Source organism: Qiania dongpingensis, from assembly GCF_014337195.1.
GTDB classification, from domain to species: Bacteria; Bacillota; Clostridia; order Lachnospirales; family Lachnospiraceae; genus Lientehia; species Lientehia dongpingensis.
The window spans coordinates 2,309,870-2,334,891 of the sequence record NZ_CP060634.1 but is presented as its reverse complement, the minus strand read 5'-3'; the positions used below and the strand labels follow the sequence as shown (position 1 = coordinate 2,334,891).

At 52.1% G+C, this 25,022-nt stretch carries 29 protein-coding genes and 1 pseudogene; all 30 read right to left on the bottom strand.

Features of this window, described 5'->3' with window-relative positions:
• Nucleotides 1-24 precede the first annotated feature (24 nt).
• A pseudogene (locus H9Q78_RS10935) lies at nucleotides 25-1,443 on the bottom strand (DNA topoisomerase); the annotation flags it as partial.
• Complete coding sequence (locus tag H9Q78_RS10930; RefSeq protein WP_195232509.1) at nucleotides 1,424-2,116, bottom strand: conjugal transfer protein TraG; 693 nt, start codon at nucleotides 2,114-2,116, stop codon at nucleotides 1,424-1,426. The pseudogene H9Q78_RS10935 and the gene H9Q78_RS10930, both read right to left, overlap by 20 nt.
• Nucleotides 2,113-2,307, bottom strand: a complete 195-nt coding sequence (locus H9Q78_RS10925; protein WP_110104035.1) for a hypothetical protein — start codon at nucleotides 2,305-2,307, stop codon at nucleotides 2,113-2,115. Before H9Q78_RS10925 ends, H9Q78_RS10930 begins: the two co-directional genes overlap by 4 nt.
• Nucleotides 2,304-3,068: a DUF4366 domain-containing protein gene (locus H9Q78_RS10920; RefSeq protein ID WP_195232510.1), complete on the bottom strand. Its 765-nt coding sequence runs from the start codon at nucleotides 3,066-3,068 to the stop codon at nucleotides 2,304-2,306. The genes H9Q78_RS10925 and H9Q78_RS10920 overlap by 4 nt, the downstream gene beginning before the upstream one ends.
• A complete protein-coding gene (locus H9Q78_RS10915) occupies nucleotides 3,058-3,309 on the bottom strand; it encodes a DUF4315 family protein (RefSeq protein ID WP_006777886.1) in 252 nt (83 codons plus the stop codon). The genes H9Q78_RS10920 and H9Q78_RS10915 overlap by 11 nt, the downstream gene beginning before the upstream one ends.
• Before the next feature lie 29 nt (nucleotides 3,310-3,338).
• The gene (locus H9Q78_RS10910) at nucleotides 3,339-5,075 is read right to left on the bottom strand and encodes a CHAP domain-containing protein (RefSeq protein WP_249301712.1); all 1,737 of its coding nucleotides are present in this window, start codon (nucleotides 5,073-5,075) and stop codon (nucleotides 3,339-3,341) included.
• The gene (locus H9Q78_RS10905; RefSeq protein ID WP_014078550.1) at nucleotides 5,068-5,448 is read right to left on the bottom strand and encodes a DUF3851 domain-containing protein; all 381 of its coding nucleotides are present in this window, start codon (nucleotides 5,446-5,448) and stop codon (nucleotides 5,068-5,070) included. The genes H9Q78_RS10910 and H9Q78_RS10905 overlap by 8 nt, the downstream gene beginning before the upstream one ends.
• Nucleotides 5,448-7,847: a VirB4-like conjugal transfer ATPase, CD1110 family gene (locus H9Q78_RS10900; RefSeq protein ID WP_195232516.1), complete on the bottom strand. Its 2,400-nt coding sequence runs from the start codon at nucleotides 7,845-7,847 to the stop codon at nucleotides 5,448-5,450. The genes H9Q78_RS10905 and H9Q78_RS10900 overlap by 1 nt, the downstream gene beginning before the upstream one ends.
• Entirely contained in the window at nucleotides 7,804-8,259 is a 456-nt protein-coding gene (locus H9Q78_RS10895; protein WP_195232511.1) for a PrgI family protein, read from the bottom strand. Before H9Q78_RS10895 ends, H9Q78_RS10900 begins: the two co-directional genes overlap by 44 nt.
• Before the next feature lie 20 nt (nucleotides 8,260-8,279).
• Nucleotides 8,280-9,149 (bottom strand): VirB6/TrbL-like conjugal transfer protein, CD1112 family, encoded by an 870-nt coding sequence (locus H9Q78_RS10890; protein ID WP_142419511.1) that lies wholly within the window; start codon nucleotides 9,147-9,149, stop codon nucleotides 8,280-8,282.
• Between the two features lie 69 nt (nucleotides 9,150-9,218).
• Complete coding sequence (locus H9Q78_RS14550; RefSeq protein ID WP_118736852.1) at nucleotides 9,219-9,290, bottom strand: hypothetical protein; 72 nt, start codon at nucleotides 9,288-9,290, stop codon at nucleotides 9,219-9,221.
• A 114-nt stretch (nucleotides 9,291-9,404) separates the two neighbouring features.
• The gene (locus H9Q78_RS10880; RefSeq protein ID WP_249301708.1) at nucleotides 9,405-11,021 is read right to left on the bottom strand and encodes a recombinase family protein; all 1,617 of its coding nucleotides are present in this window, start codon (nucleotides 11,019-11,021) and stop codon (nucleotides 9,405-9,407) included.
• Between the two features lie 111 nt (nucleotides 11,022-11,132).
• On the bottom strand, nucleotides 11,133-11,318 hold the full coding sequence (locus H9Q78_RS10875) for a transposon-encoded TnpW family protein (protein ID WP_117507867.1): 186 nt from the start codon (nucleotides 11,316-11,318) through the stop codon (nucleotides 11,133-11,135).
• Nucleotides 11,319-11,330: 12 nt separating this feature from the next.
• Entirely contained in the window at nucleotides 11,331-12,164 is an 834-nt protein-coding gene (locus H9Q78_RS10870) for an ATP-binding protein (RefSeq protein ID WP_249301706.1), read from the bottom strand.
• Complete coding sequence (locus tag H9Q78_RS10865) at nucleotides 12,161-12,889, bottom strand: replication initiator protein A (protein WP_456300204.1); 729 nt, start codon at nucleotides 12,887-12,889, stop codon at nucleotides 12,161-12,163. The genes H9Q78_RS10870 and H9Q78_RS10865 overlap by 4 nt, the downstream gene beginning before the upstream one ends.
• 29 nt (nucleotides 12,890-12,918) lie before the next feature.
• Nucleotides 12,919-13,089, bottom strand: coding sequence for a hypothetical protein (locus H9Q78_RS10860; RefSeq protein WP_249301702.1), 171 nt, complete (start codon nucleotides 13,087-13,089; stop codon nucleotides 12,919-12,921).
• A gap of 265 nt (nucleotides 13,090-13,354) precedes the next feature.
• On the bottom strand, nucleotides 13,355-14,968 hold the full coding sequence (locus H9Q78_RS10855; protein ID WP_249301700.1) for a relaxase/mobilization nuclease domain-containing protein: 1,614 nt from the start codon (nucleotides 14,966-14,968) through the stop codon (nucleotides 13,355-13,357).
• The gene (locus H9Q78_RS10850; RefSeq protein WP_249301698.1) at nucleotides 14,940-15,341 is read right to left on the bottom strand and encodes a plasmid mobilization protein; all 402 of its coding nucleotides are present in this window, start codon (nucleotides 15,339-15,341) and stop codon (nucleotides 14,940-14,942) included. The genes H9Q78_RS10855 and H9Q78_RS10850 overlap by 29 nt, the downstream gene beginning before the upstream one ends.
• A 550-nt stretch (nucleotides 15,342-15,891) precedes the next feature.
• On the bottom strand, nucleotides 15,892-16,104 hold the full coding sequence (locus tag H9Q78_RS10845; protein ID WP_002586615.1) for a helix-turn-helix domain-containing protein: 213 nt from the start codon (nucleotides 16,102-16,104) through the stop codon (nucleotides 15,892-15,894).
• Nucleotides 16,097-16,519, bottom strand: a complete 423-nt coding sequence (locus tag H9Q78_RS10840; protein WP_002586616.1) for a sigma-70 RNA polymerase sigma factor region 4 domain-containing protein — start codon at nucleotides 16,517-16,519, stop codon at nucleotides 16,097-16,099. Before H9Q78_RS10840 ends, H9Q78_RS10845 begins: the two co-directional genes overlap by 8 nt.
• Nucleotides 16,520-16,690: 171 nt before the next feature.
• Nucleotides 16,691-17,458: a class I SAM-dependent methyltransferase gene (locus tag H9Q78_RS10835; RefSeq protein ID WP_002586626.1), complete on the bottom strand. Its 768-nt coding sequence runs from the start codon at nucleotides 17,456-17,458 to the stop codon at nucleotides 16,691-16,693.
• 50 nt (nucleotides 17,459-17,508) lie between these two features.
• Nucleotides 17,509-19,428, bottom strand: coding sequence for a tetracycline resistance ribosomal protection protein Tet(W) (gene tet(W), locus H9Q78_RS10830; protein ID WP_002586627.1), 1,920 nt, complete (start codon nucleotides 19,426-19,428; stop codon nucleotides 17,509-17,511).
• 640 nt (nucleotides 19,429-20,068) lie between these two features.
• Nucleotides 20,069-20,209, bottom strand: a complete 141-nt coding sequence (locus tag H9Q78_RS10825; protein WP_007037419.1) for a Maff2 family mobile element protein — start codon at nucleotides 20,207-20,209, stop codon at nucleotides 20,069-20,071.
• Between the two features lie 219 nt (nucleotides 20,210-20,428).
• Entirely contained in the window at nucleotides 20,429-22,258 is a 1,830-nt protein-coding gene (locus H9Q78_RS10820; RefSeq protein WP_055224632.1) for a VirD4-like conjugal transfer protein, CD1115 family, read from the bottom strand.
• Nucleotides 22,255-22,755 (bottom strand): PcfB family protein, encoded by a 501-nt coding sequence (locus H9Q78_RS10815; RefSeq protein WP_015518807.1) that lies wholly within the window; start codon nucleotides 22,753-22,755, stop codon nucleotides 22,255-22,257. Before H9Q78_RS10815 ends, H9Q78_RS10820 begins: the two co-directional genes overlap by 4 nt.
• Before the next feature lie 101 nt (nucleotides 22,756-22,856).
• Nucleotides 22,857-23,168, bottom strand: coding sequence for a DUF5720 family protein (locus H9Q78_RS10810; RefSeq protein ID WP_002592130.1), 312 nt, complete (start codon nucleotides 23,166-23,168; stop codon nucleotides 22,857-22,859).
• On the bottom strand, nucleotides 23,161-23,523 hold the full coding sequence (locus H9Q78_RS10805; RefSeq protein ID WP_027644087.1) for a DUF7768 domain-containing protein: 363 nt from the start codon (nucleotides 23,521-23,523) through the stop codon (nucleotides 23,161-23,163). The genes H9Q78_RS10810 and H9Q78_RS10805 overlap by 8 nt, the downstream gene beginning before the upstream one ends.
• Before the next feature lie 48 nt (nucleotides 23,524-23,571).
• Nucleotides 23,572-24,450 carry a DUF6017 domain-containing protein gene (locus H9Q78_RS10800; RefSeq protein WP_117509620.1) on the bottom strand — a complete coding sequence of 293 codons (879 nt, stop codon included), beginning with the start codon at nucleotides 24,448-24,450 and terminating at the stop codon, nucleotides 23,572-23,574.
• Nucleotides 24,451-24,519: 69 nt separating this feature from the next.
• The gene (locus tag H9Q78_RS10795; RefSeq protein WP_432211849.1) at nucleotides 24,520-24,711 is read right to left on the bottom strand and encodes a hypothetical protein; all 192 of its coding nucleotides are present in this window, start codon (nucleotides 24,709-24,711) and stop codon (nucleotides 24,520-24,522) included.
• Nucleotides 24,712-24,737: 26 nt separating this feature from the next.
• Entirely contained in the window at nucleotides 24,738-25,016 is a 279-nt protein-coding gene (locus H9Q78_RS10790) for a DUF5720 family protein (protein WP_097770160.1), read from the bottom strand.
• Nucleotides 25,017-25,022: the final 6 nt, after the last annotated feature.

Sequence of the window (25,022 nt, the reverse complement as noted above, 5' to 3'; positions counted from 1 at the left end):
TATCCCCCTTTCATAGCATATAACTTCCGTAAAGTGCTGAGGTGGACAGCTTTTACCTTCTTTGACGATTGCCGCAGAAACCGAAAGGGTCTGTCCTTCGGTCAGCTCCGGCAGGGCTTTCTCTGCACCCTCTTTTTTCGGCTCTGCATCCTTCATTTTGGCACGGTAAGCGTCCTCCAGTGCTTTCCATCCGGGATGCTTCACCGTTTTTCCTTTGGCGGTAAACTCCCCATCGGCACACGCTGCAATCACAACAGTTTCCGAATAGATATGGGGCTGGGCTACGGCGCACAGCAGACGCAGGGCCACCAGCCCCAGCACCGCTTTTTCTCCCGCAGGAAGGGCAGAAAAGTCTGCATCCTTGAGATTTCTGGTAGGGATTACTGCGTGGTGGTCAGTTACTTTCTTATCGTTGATGACCGTATGCGGATCACAGGTAATGGCGATTTCTTTGCAAAACGGCATGGCGTTGGCAACCAGGTTCACCAGTACCGGCAGGCTGTCTGCCATATCACCGGTCAGATAGCGGCTGTCAGTACGGGGATAGGTGCAAAGCTTCTTTTCATACAGACTTTGCAGATAGTCCAGGGTCTGCTGGGCTGTAAATCCAAGCAGGCGGTTGGCATCTCTTTGCAGAGTAGTCAGGTCATAGAGGGCAGGCGGCTTTTCAGACTTTTCCTTGCACTCCACCTTTTTGATCGTGACAGCTGCACCCTGACAGGTTTCTTTCAGCTGCTCAGCAGCGGCCTTATCCGCCATGCGCTCCCCAGATACGGTAAGACCGGGCAGCTCCAGCGCCACGGTATAAAAAGGAACCGGCTTAAAGGTGTCGATTTCAGCTTCTCGCTGGACAATGAGTGCCAGCGTTGGAGACATCACGCGCCCGATGTTGAGGGTGCGGTGGTACAGCACGGAAAAAAGCCTTGTGGCATTGATCCCTACCAACCAGTCGGCCTTGGCACGGCAGAGAGCAGCATCCCGAAGTCCATCATAATCTACACCTGGGCGCAGGTTTGCAAAGCCCTCCCTTATGGCGGAATCCTCCATCGAAGAAATCCAGAGCCTTTTCATCGGCTTTTGGCAGCCTGCCAGCTCATAGACGCTGCGGAAGATCAGCTCGCCCTCGCGCCCGGCATCACAGGCATTTACTACCTCCGTCACATCCGGGGCGTTCATCAGCTTTTTGAGAATATCAAACTGCTTTTTCTTATCCTTTCCCACTACCATCTGCCAATGCTCCGGCAGAATAGGCAGGTCATCATATCGCCACTTGGCATACTTGGAGTCATAGCTGTCTGCATCCGCAAGACCGGCCAGGTGGCCCACGCACCAGCTGACACGCCAGCCGTTACCCTCCAGATACCCATCCTTACGAGCAGTTGCACCGATTACCGTAGCCAGACTTTGTGCAACCGATGGTTTTTCAGCAATCACTAAATTCATAATCTTCAGCCTCCCATTCTTCCCGCACAGGCGTGTGCAGTTTTTTCTCTATGCTGTTTTCCTCATCCAGTAGCAGGTTATAACCAAACCGGTAGTCATAGCGGTACAGTTTCCCCAGCAGGTCATTGATGATGATACGGCAAGCCAAAATGACACGGGTTTTATCCACCTGTATCAGCTGGTAGCGTTGATAATTGCTGTAATATTCTTCGTGACGGCGGGTATTGCAGGCGGCATCTTCAAGTAAACTATCTACTGCATCCTGACAACCATCTTCTTTTTCCCCTTCCATGCAGTTCAGAAGTTCCATCATCAAAGGAAAGCTCTGTTCATCCATAGGAGCTTCTGCTGCAAGAAAACCGATCAAAGCGGATAAGAGCAGACGAGCCGCCGTCTGTTCTTGTTCCGTCAGCACGGCCATTGTTTTCTCCGCATTTGGCAGGATCTTTTCTTCCACAAAATCTGCCGCATCGTCGGAACAAAGCTGACGGATAGAATCTATGGACAATGAAACTGTCACGGTATCTAAGGAGAAATCAAAGGGGTCATCTTGCTTTGGCTTTCTCCGAAGTTTGTTTAACATGGTAGAAAGAATGTCGCCGCCAAAATACACAGCAATTACCAGCAGGTCAAAAACAGCAATCAGCTTGATAAATATAATCAGAACACTCATTTTTTTCGTTTCCTTTCTTTGAGCCAGCGTTCCATCTCACGATGGCAGATACCTACGCAGGGACTTCCATAACTCCCGCAGCCATAGCAGGGGTGGCTGTGGGGTAAAGAAGGAGGACGGGAAGTTTCCTTCCCGCCCTCCGGCCTGCGTGTCATCATGCGTTCATAGGGACTGTCTGTGAAACGGGTCATTTCACACTGTCCTCATCATCTTCTTCTGTGCTGCCCCCATCAGCGTCCGGTTCGTCCGACTCCTCATCCTCGGTTTCCCATTCCTCGGAATCTTCCTCGCCATAATCATAATCGTCCAGACTGTCATTGCCCTTGGTCTTAGGCTTGTTCTTAACAAGCTTCAAATAGGCAAATACGCCACAGCCGCCCAGCAGAGCCAGCAAAAGGACTATCGCAGCCGGGTTCAGTCCGGCAGGCTTCTCTTTTTCCGGCTCCGGTGTTTCTGCCGGAGGTTCCGGTGCTTTGCCCGTACATTTACTCTTATCAGTTACACAGACCTGACAGCCCGTATTGACTGCCCCTGCTTCACATTTTGCCGTGCAGCTGCATACCGCAGGCGGCTCCTCTTTTGCTTTTCCATCTTCCATCAGTGCCATCAAATCCGCTTCATCCACCTGATTCAGAAAGTGAACAGCAGTCTTTTTATCCTCATTCGCCCTGTCAATCAGGATGTAAAAGTAATTTCCAGCTTTGGTCGTAACAGTAATAAGCTGCTTATTGCCTCCAAAATCATCCACCAGTGCCGCATTCCCCTCCGGTGTAAGTGCCGGTGCTGGTTCTGTTTCTTCCACAGTAACATTGCTGTCATTGGTAGAATCCTCTGCCGGTGCCGCCGGAGCCTGTTCTGACCCCTGTGCAAAAGCAGGGATCGTAAAGCCAAATGCCACAACCATTGTCAGGCAAAGGGCGGAAAGTGTTCGGAGCAATCGTTTATTCCTCATAGCTGTTTTCCTCCTGTTCGTTATTGTCATCAGCCAAACTGCCGGGAACTGTGCCACCGGACAGCATGGCGCTCAACTGGGTCGGGGTCATACGCAGGGCGCGCACCATCTGGACGATCTCCAGATTTTCTGCCTCGGTTTTCTGTGCTTCCAGCGCCTTGAGCTTTTCCTGATACTCTGCGATCTTCTCGCGGACCTTTGTAATCTCCTGGTCAATGCGCTCAATTTTGTTCTTTGCCATCGTCTATCACTCCTTCTTAAAAATCTCTGTTACCAGTTCATCAGGCCGTAGCCCTTAATGCTTTGATAATTCAGGTCATAACTTTTGATCTTGCAGGCATCGCCGGAATTTCCCTCCACGGTATAAACACGGCTGCCATCCGTACCGATCACGATACCTACATGGTCTGCTGTCCCATCCAAATCCCAGTCAAAGAAAATTGCATCTCCGGGAGCCAGATTGTTATAGCCTCTTGCACCCCATTGTCCATGGGACTGGAACCACGGAACGCCCTGCCACTCACAGCCTGCAAAGCGCGGTTCACTTTTTCCTGCCTGGTTATAGCACCAGGATACGAAGCAGGCGCACCATTCCACACGGGAGTCAAAGCCGTACCAGCTCCAGTAGGGATAACCGCCCACATTGCCCACCTGACGCTTGGCCAGTTCCACCAGCTGAGGATTGCCGGGGCGGGTACCGTTAATGAACTGCACACCGGACAGATCTTCCGAGCCGCTGGTATCAGGGGAGCCGCCGCCAAACAACAGCGGCTTATTGCCCATGGTCTGCCGGTAAACCTGATACATTTTCATCTGCTCCGGGGTCAGAAGCTCCGACACCACAGCGGAAATGGGCTTGCTGGCGAGTTTCACATTCAAAATGTAATACTCATAGGGAACTTCTTCTGAGGTGGTCTCACCGGTCTCCGGGTCGGTGGAGGTCTCCGTGCGGTAGCGAATCTCCACTTCCTCAGTAAGCGTCAGCTGATACTGTGCTGCAAACACACGCGCCAGCTCTGCCTGAGCGCTCTGCCGGGTGTAGCCTTGCAAGACGGCAGAGAGAAATGCTGCCAGCTCATGAGGGTCATGGCCGATCATACCAAGGTCATAGCGATACTCGTCATATCCTGGGTGGCTGCTTTCTATGTTGTCGATTTCCTCCTGCAACTGGGCTTCTCTGGCTGCATAATCTGCCTCCACCGCCAGCATTTCCGGGTCATCCGACGGATAGGTGGTACCGGAGAGAACGGAACCGATGCTCTGCGCCATCATGGAGCAGGAGGACATGGTATTCATCAGCAGACAAACGATGAGAAACAACGCCCCTGCGATCAGGAAACCTTTCTTGTGCCGCATAACGAATGCCCCTGCCTGCTGTGCCTTTTCCTTTACCGTCCTTGCGGCTTTTCCGGTTTTGGATGCAGCCTGGGCGGTATTTCCGGCAGTCTGACCGGCATGTTTGGCGGCGGCATACTGCTTTTTGATGGCCTGCTTTTGCTGCCAGCGGGAAAGTGGATTGCTGGCAAACTGGGGATTTTCCTGCAAAGATTTCTGGTACAGAACATTTACATTTGCCTTTTCCAGTTGGCGCTCTGCCTGTGCTGCTTTGCGGTACGGCTTCAGCTTGTGGCTGCGATAGCCCTCCCGCACCAGATAAGCGCCGGTCTCCACCGCTTCCTCGGACTTGTGGGCGCTTTCCACGCCCACATTGTCCTGTTCTGTTTCCCGGATCTCTTTGTGGAGCTTGCCCGCAACCAGATGGACGGGAGCTTCCTTGACCCCTTGAGAAAGTTTGGAGGGTGGCTTTTTCTTGTCCTCAAAGGTCAGCTTCGAGGTCTTTTTTCCGGTATCCGGGTCGATGACCGTCTGCCTGACCTTTTTCTTTGGGATATTGGCCTGCGCCTTATCTGCTCTGGCCGCAGCTTTCTCCGCTTTACGGATCGGCTTTTCCAGTGCAGGATCAGACCGTTCCTCATCAGTAAAGCGCAGGCGCGGCTCTTTATTCAAACCATTCTCCCAGCATGAGGGAGGACATCATGTAGTGCAGCTCTGCATAAATGGCCATTCCCACAGGATCGTTGAACATACAACCGGACAGGTAGGCGTAAAACTGTGCCACCACATCGGACAGGATTTTCGCTTCGGTTCCTTCCAGAACCAGACCACCCATACCTTCCTTGGCACGGATGGTGCTCCAGACCTCTGCCAGACGGAGCAGCCCCACCTGACCGGTCTCATTCAGTTCGGCTGCCTGGTCTGCCGCCGTGCGGCACTCACTTACCGCATCAGCCATGACCGTAAGCAGCTGGCTGCGTTGGGCATTTACCGCTCTGTCAAAAAACATCAGCGGGTTTTTATTCAAAATGTTGGGGTTCATCATCATTCATCCTCCTTTTTCAGTTCCTGGGGTTTGGTGGTCATAATGCGGTACAGCTCGGTATTCTTCGGGAAGTGGTCCACGAAAGGCAGAATTGTGGAGCCATAGAACAGCAGGCCCTCGCCCTCACCGGAGTGGGTCACATAGCTAAGCTGGTGTGTGGAAATGCCCAGCTGCTTGGCAAGTATCTGACGGTCTCCGCCTGCCTGGTTGAGCATATACACGAAGTCGGAGTTTTCAAAGATGTTCTCTACCTCGCGGCTGCTCAAAAGGTCTTTGACATTCTGGGTAATACCTGTCGGAATACCGCCCCATTTACGGAATCGCTTCCAGATTTCCACCGTATAGGCAGCGGTCTGTTCCTCCTTCAAAAGCAGGTGCATCTCGTCGATATAGTAACGGGTGGACTTGTGGGCGGCACGGTTAATGGTAACACGGTTCCACACCTGATCCTGTACCACCAGCATACCGATTTTCTTAAGCTGCTTGCCCAGTTCCTTGATGTCATAGCAGACAATGCGGTTGTTGATGTCCACATTGCTCTGGTGGTTGAACACATTGAGGGAGCCGGTTACATAGATTTCAAGGGCCGTAGCGATATACTGGGCTTCCTTTTCCTCCTGTTCCCGAAGCAGGTTATACAGATCCTCCAGTATGGGCATATTCTCCGGGCGCGGGTCATTGAGGTAAGTCTGATAGACCAGACGCACACAGCGGTCGATGATGGTTTTCTGCACCGGCTGCAAGCCCTCCTTACCGCCCACGATCAGCTCACACAAGCTGAGAATAAAGTCAGACTTGAGGGACAGCGGGCTTTCATCATCCGAGTAGTCCAGGTTCAGGTCCATCGGATTGATGTAGTTGGTGGAGGTAGGCGAGATCTTGATGACCTGCCCATGCAGACGCTCCACCAGAGGTGCATACTCCGCTTCCGGGTCACAGATGATAACATCATCACTGGTAAGCAAAAAGCAGTTTGCGATTTCTCGTTTTGCGCTGAAGGACTTACCGGAACCCGGCGTACCCAAAATCAAGCCGTTGGGGTTTTTCAGCATCTTTCGATCCACCATGATGAGATTGTTGGACAGGGCGTTGATGCCGTAGTACAGAGCTTCTTTGCCGTTCTGGAATAATTCCTGTGTGGTGAACGGTACAAAGATGGCCGTAGAACTGGTGGTCAGTCCTCGCTGGATCTCGATCTGATTGAGTCCCAGGGGCAGACAGCTCATCAGCCCTTCTTCTTGCTGGAAGTCCAGCCTGGTCAGCTGACAGTTATACTTCTGGGCAATGGAGCCTGCCTGGAAAATGTTGTTGCCAAGCTGACGGGGATTGTCCGCTGTGTTCAGCACCAGAAAGGTCAAAAGGAACATTCTCTCGTTGCGGCTCTGCAAATCCTGCAAGAGTTTTTTCGCTTCACTGCCGTATGTGGCAAGGTCAGAGGGAATGATGTCCATGTCATATCCGGCGCGGACTGCTTTTTTCTGTTCCTCAATCTTACTGCGGTCAAGGTCGGTAATCTTGCGCTTTACCGTTTTGATGGCTTTCACCTGATCCACCGACTGAATGTGCATACTCACAATGAGCGAGCTTTCCATATCCAGAAAATCAGCCAGCAGACGGTCATTCAGCTCTGGGGCTAAAATCTGCAAAAAAGAAACAGTCCCGTATTTCTTGCCCATACGGAACTGCTTGCCGGTGCGGAACTCAAAGGAGCTTGGTGCAATAAAATCCTTTGTGGACAGACCGGAAGGAGCCAGCCAGTCCCATTCAAACTGAAACGGGAGCTGTTCATCCATGTGGAATACCGCATGAAGCTGAGAAAGCCTTTCTTTACCGTCCAGCGTTCTGGCAGCTACACCAAGACGCTTGAAGTTATTAAGTATATCGGTCTCAATACGCTCCAGACGGGGCTTGGCGGCTTTGATGCTGTCTGCGTCGATACCAAAGGTCAGGTATTTGGTCTTGATGAGACCGTTGTTGCCTCTGGCCAGCTGATTTTGCAGCATTGTGGTGTATTCCTCGCGGATACTGTCAAAGGCATCCCTCTGGGGTGGGATGGAAATGGAGTTAGCAAAGGTCTCCTCCGATGCCGCAAGGTTCAAAAAAGACAGCTGGAAATGAATTGAGCTGTCAAAATAATTGAGGAAATCACACCAACCCTCAAAGATTGTCGTCTTATCTTCGTTTTGGGAGAGCTGATAGTTGATGTCCTGAAACTGGATGGTCTTTGTGTAGTGGCTGTCCGATATGCGGCAGATCCCGTCCGGCCACATCCGTTCATAAGGGATACTGTCCTGCGCAGATTTTCCTTTTTTGTCCGTGCGGTTGGCGCGGGCAATAGCCGCTTCGATCTGCTTCTTATCGGAGCGGGACAGCTTTTTCTTTGTCTTTACCGGCTGCACAGTTTTTTCCTCGTTTTTCCCGAACATCCGATGCAGCCATTTTTTTATTGCGGTGAACAATGTCATACACCTCCTTATCGAGCATTTCCTGCCGCTTTAATACGGCATAAAAGTTGTTGGTCTGGTAGGGACGCTGCTTGGGACGGATCACAGCTACTTTGAGAATGTTGCCCACGATCTTTTCCAGGGGCTGTCCATGCTTTTCGTACATAGCCAGCATAAAGAAGGGCAGCATAACCAGCATCATACACATAGCCGCTACACTGTTTCCGGTAGGTTTTCTGAGCAAAAAGAAAAGCGGTACGCCAATAAGCGCTCCGCCCGTGAAGCAGATAAGCTGCCGCTTGGTCAGATTGAACATGACCTTTGTTTTGACTTTTGTTAAGTCCTTGGGTACGGGTACATAAGCCAATGTAGAAACCTCCTTCCGTTTTAGTGCGCCTGAAAGACTGATTTGGCGAGACTGCCGGTTTTGAACAGCGTAAAACATAGCAGTACGGTGTAGCCCACGCAGCTCCAGATTGCCATGATGATGTCATCTTCCAGAGCGATGTTCTGCACCAGCACAGCATAAATTGCCACGCAGACGATAATGAGAAACGCCTGAAAGCCCAGCGCCAGCAGGGATCGGAGGTAATTCTGTCCCATACCGCCCCATTCTTTACCCATCATTGCAGCCATTGGAACGGGAGCCACCGAAGTCACAAGGTAGATTTCGATCATACGGCCATAAATAACGATAAAGATACAGATATATAACGCCCACATAGTAATGCCAATAAAGAGGGATTGGAACCACAGTCCGAACAGCGGTCCCAGATCCATTTCCATCAGCCTCGGTTCCAGATCGGTCATAACTGAGGAAATGTCAATGGACGCATCCGAATTGATAATCCCTGCCGCCTGCGCCACTACGCTCTGCGCCATATCAAAGACGCCCATCACGATATTCCATGTGTTTGTGACAATGAGGATGGCGGCAGCTGATTTGAACACCCACTTGAAAATCATCCAGGTATCCACATCATGCAGGTTGTTCTTGTCTGCAATCATCTGGATCAGGTCTACGGTCATCACGATAGCCAGGATCACACCTGCAATCGGCACCATGATGGAGTTGGACAGATTCTCAATCATTCTGAAAATACTGCCATTCCATCCCTGTGGGGTCTGGCCTACCTGTACGGATATATCCGCGACCTGCTGATTTACACTGTCAAACATCCCCGAAAGGTTGCTCATAATGCCGCCCACCAGCATTTCTTTCAGCCAATTTGTCAGGGCTTCAAGTAAGAAATCCATACGGTGTCAACCTCCTTTCCGCCGCCCCCGCAAAGCTGCGGGAGCGGCAAGGATTTCATACGGAGACGCTTAGACAGAGAAAAGCCCGGAGAGCAGAGGTACAAGGACCATGCCGACTACGGCTACACCAGCACCGGCCATGAGCTGCTTCATGCCCTGGCTCTTTGCTTGTGTGTGATAAAGAAGCAATAGAAGTGTAAAAAATTTTGCCGTTCCTATCCGGCACTTGGCCATTGTGTCGGATAGGTCGGGCGGTTATTCGGGCAAGTCAATCTTGCCGACAAAGCTGTAATAAATCTCAATGTCCTGCCTGCGGGTGCCGTTCTCGTCGTAGCTGCACTCATGCACCACGATTTTCTCAATCATTTCCCGCAAGAGGGTGGGGGTCAGTTCTTCAAAGGCAAGGTGCTTGCGGACAATGCCCATGAATTTCTCGGCGTTGACGGTGGCTGCCTGCGACTTGTCCAGTTCAGCTTGCAGGGCTGCGGCTCTCTTTTTCAGTTCCGCTTGCTCGGCTTCATAATCAGCCGACAGTTCCATGAAACGCTCGTCGCTGATTTTGCCGTTTACATTGTCCTCATACAGCCGCTTAATCATGCGGCTGATTTCAGAAATGCGTTCCTGCGCCTGTTCAAGCTGCTTGGTGGCTGCGGCGGTCTTTCGCTTGCCGCCAATCTCGTTCTGCTGGACAAGCAGCTTCACAAACCGGCTCTCATGCTTGGCTGCGTATTCGGTCACTTGCCGGAGATTTGCCAGGACACCAGCGGTCAACAGGTCGGTGCGGATAAAGTGCGCCGTACAGTTGCGGGTGCGCTTCTTGTAGCTGCCGCAGATGTAGCAGTCCTGCTTGCGGTCTTTGTTCTGATACCGCTGCTGATACAGCACATGGCCGCAGTCGGCGCAAAACAAAATCCCAGAGAACAGTCCTACTTCATCGTAACGGTTGGGGCGTTTGCGCTGCTTGCGGAGTTCCTGCACCCGTTCCCATGTTTCCTTGTCGATGATCGGCTCATGGTGGTTCTCAAAAATGGCCTGCTTCTCAATGGGGTTCTCTACGCTGTGTTTGGTCTTGTAAGAGGGCTTTTCCGTCTTGAAATTCACCAGACAGCCGGTGTATTCCCGGTTTTCAAGGATATGCACCACGGTGTTGGTCGCCCATTTGCATTCATAGCCGGGGTGATAACGGCGGGTGCTGCCTGTCCGCTGATATTCCAGCGTCCCCGGCGTGGGGATTTGCTGCTCGGTCAGCATACGGGCAATCTTGGTCGGGCCGTTCCCGGCAAGGCAAAGCTGGTAAATCTGCTGTACCACCGGGGCGGCTTCCTCGTCTATGATGAAGTTTTCGTCCTCGTCCATCACATAGCCATAGACCGGCTTGCTGGTAACGGGCTTGCCGCTCATACCTTTTGATTTTTTAACTGCCTTGATTTTCTTGCTCGTATCTCTCACCAGCCATTCGTTAAATAAGTTTCGCAGCGGAGTAAAATCGTTGTCCATACCCTCGCTGGCACTGTCCACATTATCGTTGACAGCGATAAAGCGGACACCCTTTTGAGGGAACAGCATTTCCGTATAAAACCCCACTTGCAGGTAATTTCGCCCCAGCCTCGACATATCCTTGACGATCACTGTGCCTACTTTCCCGGCTTCAATGTCTGCAAGCATGGCTTGAAAACCGGGTCTTTGGAAGTTTGCCCCAGAATAACCGTCATCGGTGTACCAGCGCAGATTGGTAAATCCATTCTGTTTTGCGTAGGCTTCGAGTATCCTTTTCTGGTTCGATATGGAATTGCTCTCTCCTTGCAGGTCATCGTCTTTGGATAATCTCGGATAAAGGGCAGTAATCAGGTTTTGGGTGGCTTGTCTTAACATAAAATCCTCCGTTTCCGACAGCCAGCCCCACTATTCCGTATTTTTATCATACCACATGGGGCGGCTGTCTGTATAGCGGCAAAAGCGTCAAAACTGCTTCTTTATGTCCTGTCATATTGCCGGTTTTTGTGTAGCAGCTTCGGCCTGCAATACCTTTGCCATTTTGTCGGCGGCGGTTTCGGTACTGCCCTGCTTGAAAAAGCCGGACACCACAAGGACAGAGTTGCCCATGCGGATTTCTGTCACGCAGTCGGGGCGGCGGGGATTGGTTCGGGTGATCTGCTTGTTATCTGCCATAGGCTACTCCTTTCACTCATTCATCAGATTTTTCAGCCGTTCCAGCTTGGCTTGTGCGGTTTCCCTTCGGAAATTGCTGCCCGTAAAACGGACGGGGGCGCACATTTCCAGCAGCCGGTCATAGATACGGGTATGGGCGGTGTCCGGCGGGTTCTGGATTTGCTGCAAGGTCAGGTTGGTGGTGACGATCAGCGGCCTGCGGCTGCGGTATCGGCTGTCAATGACGCTGTAAACCTGTTCCAGCCCGTATTCTGTTCCACGCTCCATGCCGAAATCGTCCAAAATCAGCAGCGGATAACGGCAGAGCCGGGAGATGTACTCGTTCCTACCCTCAAAGCTGGCGGCAAGGTCATTAAGGATTGCGGCAAAGTTCGTCATGCGGACGGGGATTTCTTTCTCCATCAGGGCGTTTGCGATACAGCCCGCAAGGTAGCTTTTGCCAGTTCCCACGCCGCCCCAGAACAGATAGCCGATGTTTTCGGCCTGCATGGTGTCCCAATGCTCCGCATAGAACCGGGCAACGGCGGTCTGGGGGTTCCTGGCATTGTCGTTTTCAAAAGTCCAGTCCCGCATGGCGGTATCGGAAAATCCCCGGCGTTTCAAGTCCTCAACGGTGTCAAGGTGTCTGCGCTGCTGTTCGGCGGCTTCACGCTCCATCCGCTGCGCTCTCTGGCAGTCGCACTCTGCCGGGTGGCGGTCAAGTCCGAAAAGCGTCTTGCCCTCCGGGAAGTAGGCTTCTTTGGGCTTGCGGCATTTTCCGCAGTACAGCAAACCGTCCTCGCCTGTGTAGTCGCCGCTGTCCGGCTCGGTATCCGGCAGCAGATTGATAGTCTCGATTTTGCTCATAAACTTTCGCCCTCCTTGCAGGTGTAGTCCGGGACGCCCTGTTTCGGGGCGTCCTTTTTATCGTTCTCCGCCCAGATCCGCAGGGCGGCGGCATAGTTCTGGTAGGTTCTCCCGTTGGCGGCAAGGTAGCGGCTCATTTCCTCGATGAACCGTTCCAGCCTATCCGGGTATTCTGCCTGTAACTGGTCATACTCGGCTTCGGTCAGAAAAACATTCTCATATCTGCCAAACGGCTTGTGCGGCTCTCTACTCACTCCCATTGTTTGGCTTTCTATCAGGTTGTTTATAGTAAGGTTGTTAGGGGTCGGTTTTCCGACCGTCATAAGGTCGCTTTTTCGACCATCAGTAGGTCGGTTTTCCGCACTTATGAGGGTCGCTTTTCCGACTGTCATAGGGTCGGAAATCCGAACTAATGGCGGCAGCTTCACATACAGGCGGTTGGCTGCGGAAAATCCCGCCCGTTTCCGTTCCAGAAGTCCGGCTGCGTCCAGTTCGTTCAAGGCGGCTTTGATGGCGGTCTGCCCCTTATCCAGCATTTCGGCAATCTCTGCTACGGGATAGACAATGAATGTCCTGCCCTGATCGTCCTGCCAGCCGTTCCGCTGTGACAGGGTGGTGCGGTCTAACAGCAGCGCATAGAGCAGCTTGGCGGTCTGGGAAATGTCCATTTTCAACAGGAACCGGGGATATGGCAGGTAGGGCGGCAAGCCTGTGTCCAGCCCCACATAAATGGTTTCCTGCGTGTTGTCCGGCTTCATGGCTTCGCCCGCTTGGAGAGAAACGGCGGGCAGTCGATGATGATAGCCCGGAAACTCTGCTTGCAGGTGCGGCGGCACCTGCGGCAAAGGGGATTGTAGGTGATACGGTTGCGCTCATTGAGGAAGAACGCCCATTCTTCCTTGCGCTTCTTGCTCATTCTCGGCATGGCGGCTCCTTTCTGCCGCTTCTATCGGGGTAACGGGATAGGCGGCGTTTGGTGTATGATTTTGGTGTCATTTTCGGGGATTTTTCCCTCTGTACGCCCCTTGAAAAAGGCGGGTGGTATTGCGGATAGGGGTAGATATGGTGGACGCTTTTGTGCGGTTTCGGTATCATTTTGGGGTGGAGTTCGGCGGTCAACTTCCCATAGCAAAGGGGTGTCCAAAATGGAACCCCCTTTCCGGGCAGGGGTGGAACAAAACGGAACACCCTTACCGCTCCCAATCCCGGCGCGCCTCTTTTGTCCGTTCCTGCCGGAGCATGGTGGCAAGGTTGGATTTGACCTTTTGCAGCTCGGCGGCTCTGGCTTTCTGCTCCCGGTACTCGGTGTAAAGCCCGTTTTTCTCGGAAATCAGGGCTTCATTTTCCGCTTGCAGTCTGGAAGTGGCGGGTAATTTCTTCAAGCCCCGTTCCCGAAAATACCGCACCGCCGCTTCATACAGCGTCAGGTCTGCATGAAACGCTTCCCGGTATCGTTCCGGCTTCCTGGCGGTTTTCAGCCCGTCGTGGGCGGGCTTGGTGCTGCGGTAAACGCTGATCTGGTGCATGAGTTCCTTGTTGGCGGTGATTCTGGATTCCAGTTCTTTCAGCTTTTCCCCAGCGGTGTGCTGCCCGGAAATGGCGGCTTCCAAAGCTGCGTCCACTTCTTCGGGGTTGGTAAAACCATGCTCAGAAAGGAAATTCATGGTCTTTGCCATCTGTTTGAGATTAAAGGTTTTTGCCCAGCGCTCATAACCGATACCTTTTCCCTCGGCTCGCTTGGCGGCTATATCTACAAGCCGCTGCAGGCTGTCAGGGTTCGGGGTGATTTGGGCGGGTTTTGTCCGCTGTATGCCCTTAGTAAGCTGCGGCTGGTGTTCCTGCCTGTCCTGCGTCTTTGCGGCTGTTCTATGGGCGTTCTGCTGGAAAACAGTAAGGACAGCGGCCTTGTCAAAGTCCGTCCCCAGCTTCCGGGCGGTGATGGGCTTTGTCCTGTCCGGCGTGAGATAGGACAGCCGCCCCCGGCTCTCCTTGACGGTCACACCCTCCCGCAACAGGAGAGCGGAAAACTCGTCAAAGCTGGCGGCGGTGGTAAGGGCTTGGCGTATGGTCTGCCGCAGATGGTCTTTGTCGGTTTCAAACTTGGTCTGCCGGGGTGTAATGCCCTCGGCAAGCAGGGCGGCGTTCTCCTTGTCCAGCTTGGCTTGCCCCTTGCGCTTCGCCCAGTATTCACGCTCGGTCACTTTGTTTTTGCTGCCATTCAAGAGGTCGATCTGGTAAAGCCCCTCCCGGTGGCACATCTCCATGACTTCGCTGCGGAAATACCGCATGGCGGCTGCGGTACAGCGGTGCTTGTCCCCGGTTCTGGTGTCGCTTGCCCTGTCCATGTAGGGCTTGCGCTCCACCTCGGCGATCCGCAGACTGTTGATGACAATATGCACATGGATATTGCCGCTGTGGTTGTGTCCGTCCGGGTGGGTGCAGACAAGGGCTTGGTGTCCGGGAAAATGCTCTTTGCAGTAGGCCAGCCCCAACGCCTGCGCCCGGTCAACGGTTAAGCCGTTGTCGGCTGCGTCCCGTGGGTCAAAGCTGATGATATAGTGGTGGCTCTTGATGTCCTCCCGTTTGCTGTTCTTGCCGTATCGCAGATTTGCCCGTATGCAGGACAGGGCAAAATCCTCACCCCCACAATTCAGCGTGTCCAGCCGGTAGTCCTGCCGGGGAATGAGCCGCCCGGCTTCGTCAAGGGTGGGCTTCATGGTAAACTCGTCATGCTCAAAGGTCAGATAGGCTTCGGCGGCTCCATAGTCGGCATTTTTAGAGCTGATATGCTTGATCGTTGCCATAGGCTTCACCTATCACTTTCAGCACCTCGAATTTGAGGGCGGCAAGGTCGGAAACGGCGGCTCTCACCTCGCTGGACAGGGCGTTGTACGGTGCGCCGTATTCGTTCAGATACCGGGCAATCTGGTTTAGGTTGCTGCCGATTTTCCCGTACTGCGCCACAAGGGAAGATACGGCGGTGAGCATTTCCTCGCTGTGGGCAGTCACCCGGATAACAGGGGAAATCCGGCTGTAAAAGATGGCTTGCCGGATATACTCGGACTGGCTCATGGAGAGGATGGCGCATTTGTCCTCAAAGGCTCTGCGCTCGTCCTCGGTAAGCCGGGTCTTGACAACACATTTCCGCTTGGGGGTGTTGTAGGTTCTGTGTGGCATGGTGGCTCAACTCCTTTCAAACTGCAACGGACAATTTTTATCTAAAACACAAGTATCGGGGCAAATTTTTTCAGCGGCGCAAGCCGCAAAAGGCGGGTTTGGGGTGGCAACCCCAACAAGTATCTGACCGGGGGACAAATGAGCGAAAAGCGAAATTTGGTACACTGGTCGATACTTGCTCTCCGTGACTGCAAACTTTCTCTCACTTCCGTCCGCCACTTTTTTGGAAAACTGCAACCACAAAAGTTTGTTTCTCTTTTTCTGCTACTACTAATCCTGTAAAGGGCATTCCTGCCCGCTTTCGCTAAAATGACACCGGACGCAGTGGTTTCTACCCGGTGTTGGAGAAATCCTTTCTCTTTGCCCTCTACTACGGGTAAATGCTCCAAATGCCAAACACCAGGGCAGAAAAATTCCCTCCTCGCTTACTACTACAACCGGCAGGGGGCAAAATGGCCGGGAGCGGAGCCGGACAACAAAAAAAGCAGTAAATCTTTTTCAAGACTTACTGCTTTCGCTGGCCGCGTCGGTGGCGGCTGGTATTCAGTTTTTATGACTTGTCCGGTGGTTCGTCAAGCCGGAACTTGAATTGACAGTCAATTAACCGCTGCTTTACATAGTCCTCCACCTCGGCGTTGACCTGCCCGTTCACTTTTGAGAAATAGCGGATATATCCGGCGTAGTGGAGCAGGACAGCGTTCACGGCTTCTGGGTCGCCCTCACGGGCTTTGAGGATTGTTTCATAGGGGAGAAGTCTACTCATACCGGCTCACCCCCATTTCTTCGCGTAGCCGCTGCAAGGCAAGCTGGATATGCCGCCCCGCTGTGCTGCGTGACCGGCCAATACACGCGCCGATCACGCGCTGCGGCTGGCGCAGAAAGTAATAGCGCAGGATTTCTTCCCGCGTCTGCTCCGGCAAAACAGAGATCGCGTCGGCAAGGGCGGCGTTGCAGAGCAGGACGGTCTGACCGCAGACGGTAAATGGGTATTCCTCGTCCGGCTCCGACGCGGCAAACTGGACAAACTTCTCGTTCATCAGATAGTCAAGGGAAACTTGCCGTTCCCATTGCCGTTTAAGCTTCAAAATCTTGTCCAAGGCGGCACAGCGGATAACAGTCTTGCAAAAGGCGTTGTACCTGCGCTGGATATATTCTTGATAGGCTATCTGGTCGGTCATGGAAATTCCCCTTTCTGAATAATAGTGCGGGGCGGTGGCACTTCTTGCTGTCGCCCCTTGATTGCCTACCAGCAAAGGCGGGCGGGGCTGTCAACGGCTGCGCATATGCGCCGTTCATCTTGACCGTTGACTGGCTCGGCTGGGTTTGCTATTTACCCGACAAACTTGAATTTATTTTAAGCTATCACGTTTTACCTTCTTAAGCCTTACTATCATTACCATAGGAATTTCTTTGTTGGTTTTAAAACATTCTTCATAAAATCCATCAATGACAAATCCAGCTCTAAAACAAAGGTTAAAAATATCTTGTATGGAACGATGATAATAAATCTGCTCTTTCGGTTGCCCTTCAATCGCTATATCATAGTAACTGTGCGGTGTCATATATTTTTCAGTCAACGTGACAAAACAAGGGTGTTGCGTTGCAAAGACAAAAATTCCGCTTTCCTGCAACAGTTCATAAACAGCCATAAGAAGTGGTTCAATATCCGTAATATCCATAATTGCCATATTAGAAACTGCTTTCGTAAAGGCTCGATTTCTTTTTAATTCTAATATACTTTTTCTATCGGTCGCATCCGCCACACAAAATTCAATTTGTTTTGCATATTGTGATTGCCGTCTTTTAGCCAATTCTATCATTTTTTTGCTGTAATCAAAAGCGACAACCGAAGCGCCTCTTTGTGCAAGATACGAAGAATAATTTCCATTGCCACACGCAATATCCAAAATGTAATCCGCAGGATTAGGAGATAGAAGTTCCGTTACTTTGGGACGCACTACCTCTCTGTGAAATTCATTAGATTCGTCACCCATTGCATTATCCCAAAATTGTGCGTTCTCCTCCCAGATTTTTTTACTTTCCTCTGTTCCCATGTTCTCTCCCACTCCCCAAATTTGCTTTTTTGCTTCCATTAAATCTTCCTTACTATATTCCATTGTTACCCTCCATAACTTCTGATTGTTGCCGTCTTGACGATTATGTATCTTTACATTACCTTCTGAAACATATGGCGCACCTTGTCCAGGCGGCTGTTTGGACGGCGGGGCTGGATGACCGGCTGACCGACAGCGGCCTGATATCCTTTCAGCTCTGTAAGGCATACGCTCCGCCCGTTGGTGTAAAAGGCCAGATCAGTACGGTATGCCTGTATACAGCGGGCGGGAATCTCGCCAGTAAAGACAACTTCATCCTTTTTTACCTGGGCCGTTTCGATGGTGGCACAGTATTTCGGTGCATCATGATAAGCCCTGGAAAGGTATTCCTGGGGCGCATAGAGGATGAAGGAGAGATAAGGTTCCAGCAGCTGCGTCCCCGATTCCTTCAATGCCTGTTCCAATACAATCGGGGCCAATGAGCGGAAGTCCGCCGGCGTGCTGACCGGACTGTAATAAAGCCCGTATTCAAAGCAAATCTTACAGTCCGTTACGTTCCAGCCGAACAAGCCCTGCTCCAGCCCGTAACGGATACCATCCCTGACAGCGTTTTGAAAACTCTGGTTCAAGTATCCCAGCGAAACCCGGCTCTCGTATTGTACACCGGAGCCAAGCGAGAGTGGTGTAACAGACAGTCCTATGGATGCCCAAAACGGGTTGGGCGGCACCTCGATATGGATGGTGTGGCTGGCTGCTTTGAGCGGCCGCTCCATATAAATGACGGAGGGTTCCTTTACCACTGTTTCAAGCTTGTATTTTTCCGACAGCAAAGCGGAAACAACCTCCAACTGCACCCGGCCCAAAAAAGAAAGAATGATCTCATGGGTGATGGAATCCACTTCGCAACGCAAAAGCGGGTCAGTATCCGCAAGTTGCGTAAGAGCGTCCAGCAGCCGTTCTCTTTGCGCTGCCGTTTTCGGCGCAATCGTCGTCCGCAGCATGGGGAGGGGGTCCTCGCGCCACCTTTTACGAGGGAGCCGGGTTTGGTCCCCTAATACATCGTTTAACCTCACGCTGTCGCTGGGAAGGATAACAATTTCACCCTGATAAGCGGTGTCTGTCCGAACAATTTCCCCTTTGGATGGAATACGCATCTCTGTGATTTTCAGCTTTTCTCTCCCGGCCAGGGCCACCGTATCCCGCAGGCGCAGCGTTCCGCTGTATAACCGTAGATAGACACGCCGCTGGCCGCAATCGGTGTACTCAACCTTGAAAACGCTGCCGCATAGGGCGGCGCCCCCCTGTTCCCCAATCGGTTGGAACAGCCCTGTCACCGCATCCATCAACGGTTGAATGCCAAGGCCATTTTTGGCGCTGCCATGATAGACTGGGAACAGGGAGGCGTCTTGAACCCGCTGCTGTTCCTCCCGCGCAAGTTTTTCCCGGCTGATTGGTTCTCCTGCGATATACTTTTCCAATAATTCATCGTTATTTTCGATGACCGCATCCCATGCTTCTATGTCGGTATTTTCCTCCAGGACTATTTCCGGGGACAGCGACACCGTCTGCTTGATGATAATATCGGCGGAGAGCTTATCCCGAACAGACTGAACCACGCTCTGCAAATCAACGCCAGCCTGGTCGATCTTGTTGATAAAGATAACGGTGGGAATGTTCATTTTCCGCAGGGCATGGAACAGAATACGGGTCTGGGCCTGCACGCCATCTTTAGCGGAGATCACCAAGATGGCCCCATCTAAAACAGCCAAAGAGCGGTACACCTCCGCCAAAAAATCCATGTGGCCGGGCGTATCCACAATGTTAACTTTACATCTGTGCCACTGGAAGGAAGTGACTGCCGCTTGAATGGTAATCCCACGCTGCCGCTCCAAAAACATGGTGTCCGTCCTCGTTGTCCCTTTTTCGACGCTCCCCGGTTCTGAAATGGCTCCGCTGGCATATAGCAGGCTCTCCGTCAAGGTCGTCTTTCCAGCGTCTACATGGGCAAGAATTCCAATATTGATTATTTTCATGTGATTGTCCTCCCTTTACAGCCCCAAAGGGCATAAAAATCCCCAGCAGTAAAATACTTTTACCACTGGGGATTATAAGTTGCGGACATACACATATACAGCATACACCTGTTTGTGATTGCTGTTTTTGGGGATATGTCAAAATTGATAAGGCAAAAGTATTCTTAAATTGGGTACAAAAAACTAAGCCCCTACAAAAGGAGCTATCATAATCCTTTGTTCCCACTATTTGATTATAGTTTTATTTAAGAATACCTTGCCGCATATTTTTTACTCCTTTTCTGGATTAAATCATTGTATCACATCAGTTTTAGGAAAGCAAGTACCTAAAAGAAATTTTTCTTCCCCTTATATGTAACAATCATACCGGCTTCCTAGCGTTCAGAATGTTTTCTGCTGTCTGCTGTGGTGTTTGGTTGGAATTGTCCAACCAAAAGCCGATCCGTGGTGTTGTCTGCATTTTACTAAATACAAATTCAATGTATACAGAAAGATATAAGGAGTGGGAGGGATTCCGCCGTAGTTGGCATTGTAGGAAAATCCAAAAGTTTAGATTTTCCCACAATGCTTATCTTTTGGTCTTTGGTTCGGAATAGTGTAGTGCTGGCGGTCTATCTCTTGTTTTCGGTTGCTTGCTTCCTTACCGTACATGAGCATTGGCGCCGGGGTTGTCGTTGCCGTAACCTTCCAGCAGGTTGATAACGCCCCAGATACCGAGACCGGCACCGAGCGCGATAACGAGGGTCTGAAGAACGGTGATTGCCTGTTCAAAAAATGCCATATAGTTTGTTAGCCGGAATCTGATTAAAAAATAGGTTTGTCATGTTTCATAGGCATACAAAAGCCGGAACAATCTGCCGCCCGGTTTCCGGGGGGCATGATTCCGGCTGTCCTCCTTTTTCATTATTTTTCTTGCGATTGTCCGCTTTGTACGCCAATGGCCCATAGAGGACAGGTGCGGCGAATAGATAAGATCACTCCCTTCTAAAGCGGAACGAAATTAAGCGCCCTTTGTGTCTACTTCATATACATCGCAGACCTCATTGGGCTTGAGTTTCAGCCTTGCGGACAAGAATGCTTCAATATCAAAAGCGTTCTTGTCATCCGCGTCGGCAGTGTACTTGAAATTGGGGTGCTTGGTGATGTCGTACTTATCCGAAAGGAAAGGACGCACACCGCGCAGCTGGAGGATACACTTGCCTCCATCCATAACAGCAAGCTCATCCTGGCTCATCAGCTCTTTCCCCAATTTTTGATAGTTGAGTGAATGGGAGGTTTCCCTCCCACGGCTCTCTCCGGTGTTGTAGGTGTCGATGGTTTCCTTGCCCAGCACGGCAGCCAGCTCTTTGAGGGTAGTCGGCTCTTTACCGCCCAGGAAGATGGATGTATCCATGTTACCGATGATGGTATCTGCGTTATCCTTATAGATCGCCTTGAGCTGACTCTGTGCCTGCAACACCAGACAGGCAGAGATTTCACGGCTTCGGATGGTGGCCACCAGCTTTTCCAGTTTCGGAATCTGCCCGATGTTAGCACACTCATCAATCAAACAGCGCACATGAACCGGAAGCCTGCCGCCATACACATCGTCGGCTTTTTCGCAGAGCAGATTGAAAAGCTGGGTATAACACATGGAGATCAGGAAGTTAAAGCTGTCATCCGTATCACTCATAATGAGGAACAGAGCAGTTTTCCTGTCTCCCAGAGTATCCAGCTCCAGCTCATCATAAGCCGTGACCTCACGCAACTCTGCAATGTCGAACACGGCAAGGCGAGCGCCGCAGGAAATCAAAATCGACTTGGCTGTTTTTCCGGCGGCCAGCTTATATTTCTTATACTGGCGCACCGCAAAGTGGTTTGGCTTCTCGGCTTCCAGTGCATCAAACATCAGGTCTACGGGGTTTTTGAACTCCTCGTCATCCTCACGGACTTCCATGGCGTTGATGAACTCAATGAGGGTGGAGAAGTTTTGTTCCTCCACCGGAGCCTCATAATGGATATAGCCAATAAGCGCGCAGTATAACAAGGTTTCTGCTTTTACCCAGAAATCGTCTCCGGCCTTGCCTTCGCCTTTGGTATTGGCGATCAGCGTTGTTACCAGCTTCAAGATGTCCTTTTCGCTATGGATATAGGCGAAAGGGTTATAGTGCATGGACTTCTTGAAGTTGATGGTATTTAGGACCTTGATTCGGTACGGCTCATAAATGACCTTGCCGTGCTTATCCTTCATAGGCTTTCCGTCTTTCCCCAGCTTGGGTGCGCCCCTTTGGAGCATTTTTCCGCACTCCACCAAAATGGTTCCCTTCGGGTCTGTGACCACATAGGAACTGTGCATCTGCATCAGATTCGGTTTGAGCCAGAAGCGGGTCTTACCGGAACCGGAGCCGCCAATCACCAGCACATTTTTGTTTCTGGCGGTCTTTGGGTCCTTGGGGCGGCTGTTCATTGTCAGGCTCTCCGTTTTCGTCAGAATCACATTGTTCTGGAATACCGGGTCGATGTAGGGTGCAATGTCCTCATGGGTTCCCCAACGGGCGGAACCGTATTCCATGCCGTGCCTGTACTTCTTGGCGTTCTTGCTTTTCAGGTACACAGCCAGCCGCAGGCCGCCGCCGCAGCACAGGCCCACCAGCAGGTCCAGCGGGTGCAGGCTGGGCCACCAGCTGGCCAGCGCCACCGGCAGCGTGGAGAAGAACGAGAGCATTTTTGCCGAAGCGTCCGCACCCACGGCCATCCGCCACGCTTCACCGAAGTTGGTGGAGAAAAGCCCCATCAGGATATACGGCAGATTCAGCAAAATGAGCTTTTTGATGTTCAGCTGCTTTTTCATCGTTCCAGCTCCTTCCGCTTGTTCCGGTCCACGACGGCGTGTTTTACCAGTTCTTTGAACTGGCTCAGCTTTGCCAGCACGGACGGGCGCTCGGATTTCTCCGCCTTCCTGACCTTTTTCCCGGTGTACTCGGTAAAAGCAGCGGTCAGGGCATCCGCGTCCCGACCCTTGAAAAAGATCAGGTACTTGGGTGGGGAGCTGCTGCGGTCCTTCTTCACCGCATAGTCCACGCCGTATTTCCGCGCGATCTTCTCAAACTCCTTGATGGAGGGGTCGGTGATCTCGATGTTGGAAACGCCCTGATTCTGGCCGATCAGCTGTTTCACCGTCTGCTTGCCGTGGGGAATCACGGGGGTATCCCGGCTTTTCTGCTTTTGCAGCTTCTTTTCCTTGCGGTGGGCAAGGTACTTGGTGATGGCGGCTTTCATCAACCGCCCGGTAAACTTTGTTCCGCTGACTACCAGCGTCAAAGTCCTGTTTTCCACTTCCTCCTGCATAGGTCATCGCCTCCTTTCCACGGATTTTGCAGGGGTGGCACTTGATACTAAGGCGGGACCACCAGCCGCCGCAGCAGGTATTTCAGCATGGCAGGCTCCTTTCAGCGCAGCTGGTCGGAGCGGTCATAGTACAGATGGCCCTGGCGCACTTTGGCATGGCTGAGAATCTTGATGTGGCCCTTTTCCTGGTTCTCCAGGCTTTTCTGGTATCCGGCCTCCGTCAGAAACAGGCGGGTCCGTTCACCTTTCCAGCCCACCGGGGAATCGTCGGTCAGCACATCGAAGATAATCATGTGCCGGGTGTCCTCGGCAAACCGCTCCAAATCCATGTACTCATGGCCGTGGTAGTTCTGCGCCCCGGCTTTGAGGCGCATTTCCTCCATCAGCTGGCCCACGGTCTTACGCTCAGGCATGGCGTGCGCCTCCTTTCCCGCGTCCCTGGCCCTTCACGGCCAGGATACCGTCCAGGGTGGTGGCGGTGATCCGCAGGCGCTCGGCGGTGGCAATGTCATTCTTCACGGTCTCGTCGATGCCGTGGCCGCAGACCACCAGCACATGGGACCGGCGCAGGTAGTCCCGCGCCATATCCAGCCCGTCCTTGTGTTCCTGTGGAATCTCGTCTTTGAGGAAGGTAGGCAGGAACAGCACCGGGCAGATGGGCGAATACCCGGCATCGTACACCTGACGGCAGTAGGCCGCAGCGTTCTCGGCGTTCTCATACTGGCTGTTGCTCCATGGAGCCGTAATGTAGGCAAGAGGTCGTTTCATGGCAAAATCCTTTCTCCCGGTGTTTTCGGGCAGCAGAAAAGCGGCTGCTTACCAGCCGCCTGCGTACATATCATGGTTAACTTGTGCGGTGTAGTGGTTGCTGATCGTGGTCGGCGCATTAAACAGCACCGCAAGCAGATACTGCTTCATGTTGCGGATTTCGGTGGTATTGTTCCGCAGGCATTCCATGACAAACTCGATGTGGGAGCAATCCAGCTTCAAAAAACGGGAGCGGACCACCTCATGGGGGAAGTCGCTGCCAGCGATCCGGGTGGTTTTCCGCTTGGCGCAGACGGTCTCCACCATCAGCTCCACAATCTCGTCCAGGTCCTCCCGGTAGGTGGTAAACTCCCGGCACAGGTGGTCATACTCGATGTTCTCCAGAATCAAATCCCGATAACTTTCCATCTCTGAGACAGACATCGCATCCCTTCCTTTCCGTTCCGGCAGCTGTGCTGCCGCTGGCTCCCGGAAGGGAATAGAATCGGTACTTGATCCATAAGTAATTGTTTTTTCTGTATTTGATTTCTCTATATTTAATTCTGCGGGCTTTTCCGTATCCGGTTTTACCATATCCGGGTTTTCCGTATCTGGTGAAGCCGTATCCGGCTGGGGCGTATCCGGGTTCTTCGGCTGTGGTTGCTCGTAGATAACATACTCGGTATCGCTGATCCGACCCTGCCGGTCTCGCAGCTGATGGCGGACAATGTACCCGGCAGTTTCCAGCTCCCGCAGCGCGCCGCCGATAGCGTCCACGCCCTCTTTGCAGATGGCGGCAAGCCCTCTGGTGGTATAGTTCCAGTCCTCCGGTAAGGACAGCATCATGGAAAGCAGCCCCTTGGCTTTCAGGGACAGTTTCCCGTTGCGTAAATGGTGATTGCTCATCACGGTATAATCTCTGGTTCGTTCAATGCGAAATACGGCCATTGACCTCACTCCTTCCAAATTTCTCAGGGTATGAAAAAAGCCACAATCCTGTAAAAAGAATTGTGGCAGTCAGCTGTTTTGTTCACTTTTTCTGCGCCGGTAGGGGCGCTTGGGAATGGGCGGTCTGTCCAACAGGTCATTTCCCTGAGAGAATGGCAGAGTTTGCAGAACACGGTCAATCTCTATAAATTCCATACCATGCTGGGAATGGCAATCCTCCCGGATTGCTTCCCGGATTTCCTTTACAGTACACATTTCAATCCTTTCCTTTCGCAGTAATGATTTGTTTATGAGTGGCGGCGGTGTTTTCCCGGTTTGAAATCGAGGATATGTCCCTCAATCACACGAGCGTAACGCTTGATCTTGATCTCCCGACGCTGCTGGCTTTGCAGGGCGGCCTGATACCCGTCCTCGGTCAAAAACAGCCGCATTTCCTCTCCGGGACTGCCGTAAGCTGTGCTGGGACGCAGGACGGAAAACTCAATCATCCAGCGTGTGTCATCCCAAAACCTCTCTACGGCGAGAATGTTGTGTCCTTTCAGCTCGCGGGCTGAAATATCCCTCATAGGCGG

Bases quoted from the DNA above. Each gene is read 5' to 3' on its own strand.
- H9Q78_RS10875 (WP_117507867.1), bottom strand. From the start codon at position 11,318: ATGGCAGATAACAAGCAGATCACCCGAACCAATCCCCGCCGCCCCGAC.
- H9Q78_RS10870 (WP_249301706.1), bottom strand. From the start codon at position 12,164: ATGAGCAAAATCGAGACTATCAATCTGCTGCCGGATACCGAGCCGGAC.
- H9Q78_RS10930 (WP_195232509.1), bottom strand. From the start codon at position 2,116: ATGAGTGTTCTGATTATATTTATCAAGCTGATTGCTGTTTTTGACCTG.
- H9Q78_RS10790 (WP_097770160.1), bottom strand. From the start codon at position 25,016: ATGAGGGATATTTCAGCCCGCGAGCTGAAAGGACACAACATTCTCGCC.
- H9Q78_RS10855 (WP_249301700.1), bottom strand. From the start codon at position 14,968: ATGGCAACGATCAAGCATATCAGCTCTAAAAATGCCGACTATGGAGCC.
- H9Q78_RS10860 (WP_249301702.1), bottom strand. From the start codon at position 13,089: ATGCCGAGAATGAGCAAGAAGCGCAAGGAAGAATGGGCGTTCTTCCTC.
- H9Q78_RS10845 (WP_002586615.1), bottom strand. From the start codon at position 16,104: ATGAGTAGACTTCTCCCCTATGAAACAATCCTCAAAGCCCGTGAGGGC.
- H9Q78_RS10920 (WP_195232510.1), bottom strand. From the start codon at position 3,068: ATGAGGAATAAACGATTGCTCCGAACACTTTCCGCCCTTTGCCTGACA.
- H9Q78_RS10925 (WP_110104035.1), bottom strand. From the start codon at position 2,307: ATGACCCGTTTCACAGACAGTCCCTATGAACGCATGATGACACGCAGG.
- H9Q78_RS10825 (WP_007037419.1), bottom strand. From the start codon at position 20,209: ATGGCATTTTTTGAACAGGCAATCACCGTTCTTCAGACCCTCGTTATC.
- H9Q78_RS10820 (WP_055224632.1), bottom strand. From the start codon at position 22,258: ATGAAAAAGCAGCTGAACATCAAAAAGCTCATTTTGCTGAATCTGCCG.
- H9Q78_RS10810 (WP_002592130.1), bottom strand. From the start codon at position 23,168: ATGCCTGAGCGTAAGACCGTGGGCCAGCTGATGGAGGAAATGCGCCTC.
- H9Q78_RS10835 (WP_002586626.1), bottom strand. From the start codon at position 17,458: ATGGAATATAGTAAGGAAGATTTAATGGAAGCAAAAAAGCAAATTTGG.
- H9Q78_RS10890 (WP_142419511.1), bottom strand. From the start codon at position 9,149: ATGGATTTCTTACTTGAAGCCCTGACAAATTGGCTGAAAGAAATGCTG.
- H9Q78_RS10800 (WP_117509620.1), bottom strand. From the start codon at position 24,450: ATGGCCGTATTTCGCATTGAACGAACCAGAGATTATACCGTGATGAGC.
- H9Q78_RS10905 (WP_014078550.1), bottom strand. From the start codon at position 5,448: ATGATGAACCCCAACATTTTGAATAAAAACCCGCTGATGTTTTTTGAC.
- H9Q78_RS10915 (WP_006777886.1), bottom strand. From the start codon at position 3,309: ATGGCAAAGAACAAAATTGAGCGCATTGACCAGGAGATTACAAAGGTC.
- H9Q78_RS10840 (WP_002586616.1), bottom strand. From the start codon at position 16,519: ATGACCGACCAGATAGCCTATCAAGAATATATCCAGCGCAGGTACAAC.
- H9Q78_RS10850 (WP_249301698.1), bottom strand. From the start codon at position 15,341: ATGCCACACAGAACCTACAACACCCCCAAGCGGAAATGTGTTGTCAAG.
- H9Q78_RS10815 (WP_015518807.1), bottom strand. From the start codon at position 22,755: ATGCAGGAGGAAGTGGAAAACAGGACTTTGACGCTGGTAGTCAGCGGA.
- H9Q78_RS10805 (WP_027644087.1), bottom strand. From the start codon at position 23,523: ATGAAACGACCTCTTGCCTACATTACGGCTCCATGGAGCAACAGCCAG.
- H9Q78_RS10880 (WP_249301708.1), bottom strand. From the start codon at position 11,021: ATGTTAAGACAAGCCACCCAAAACCTGATTACTGCCCTTTATCCGAGA.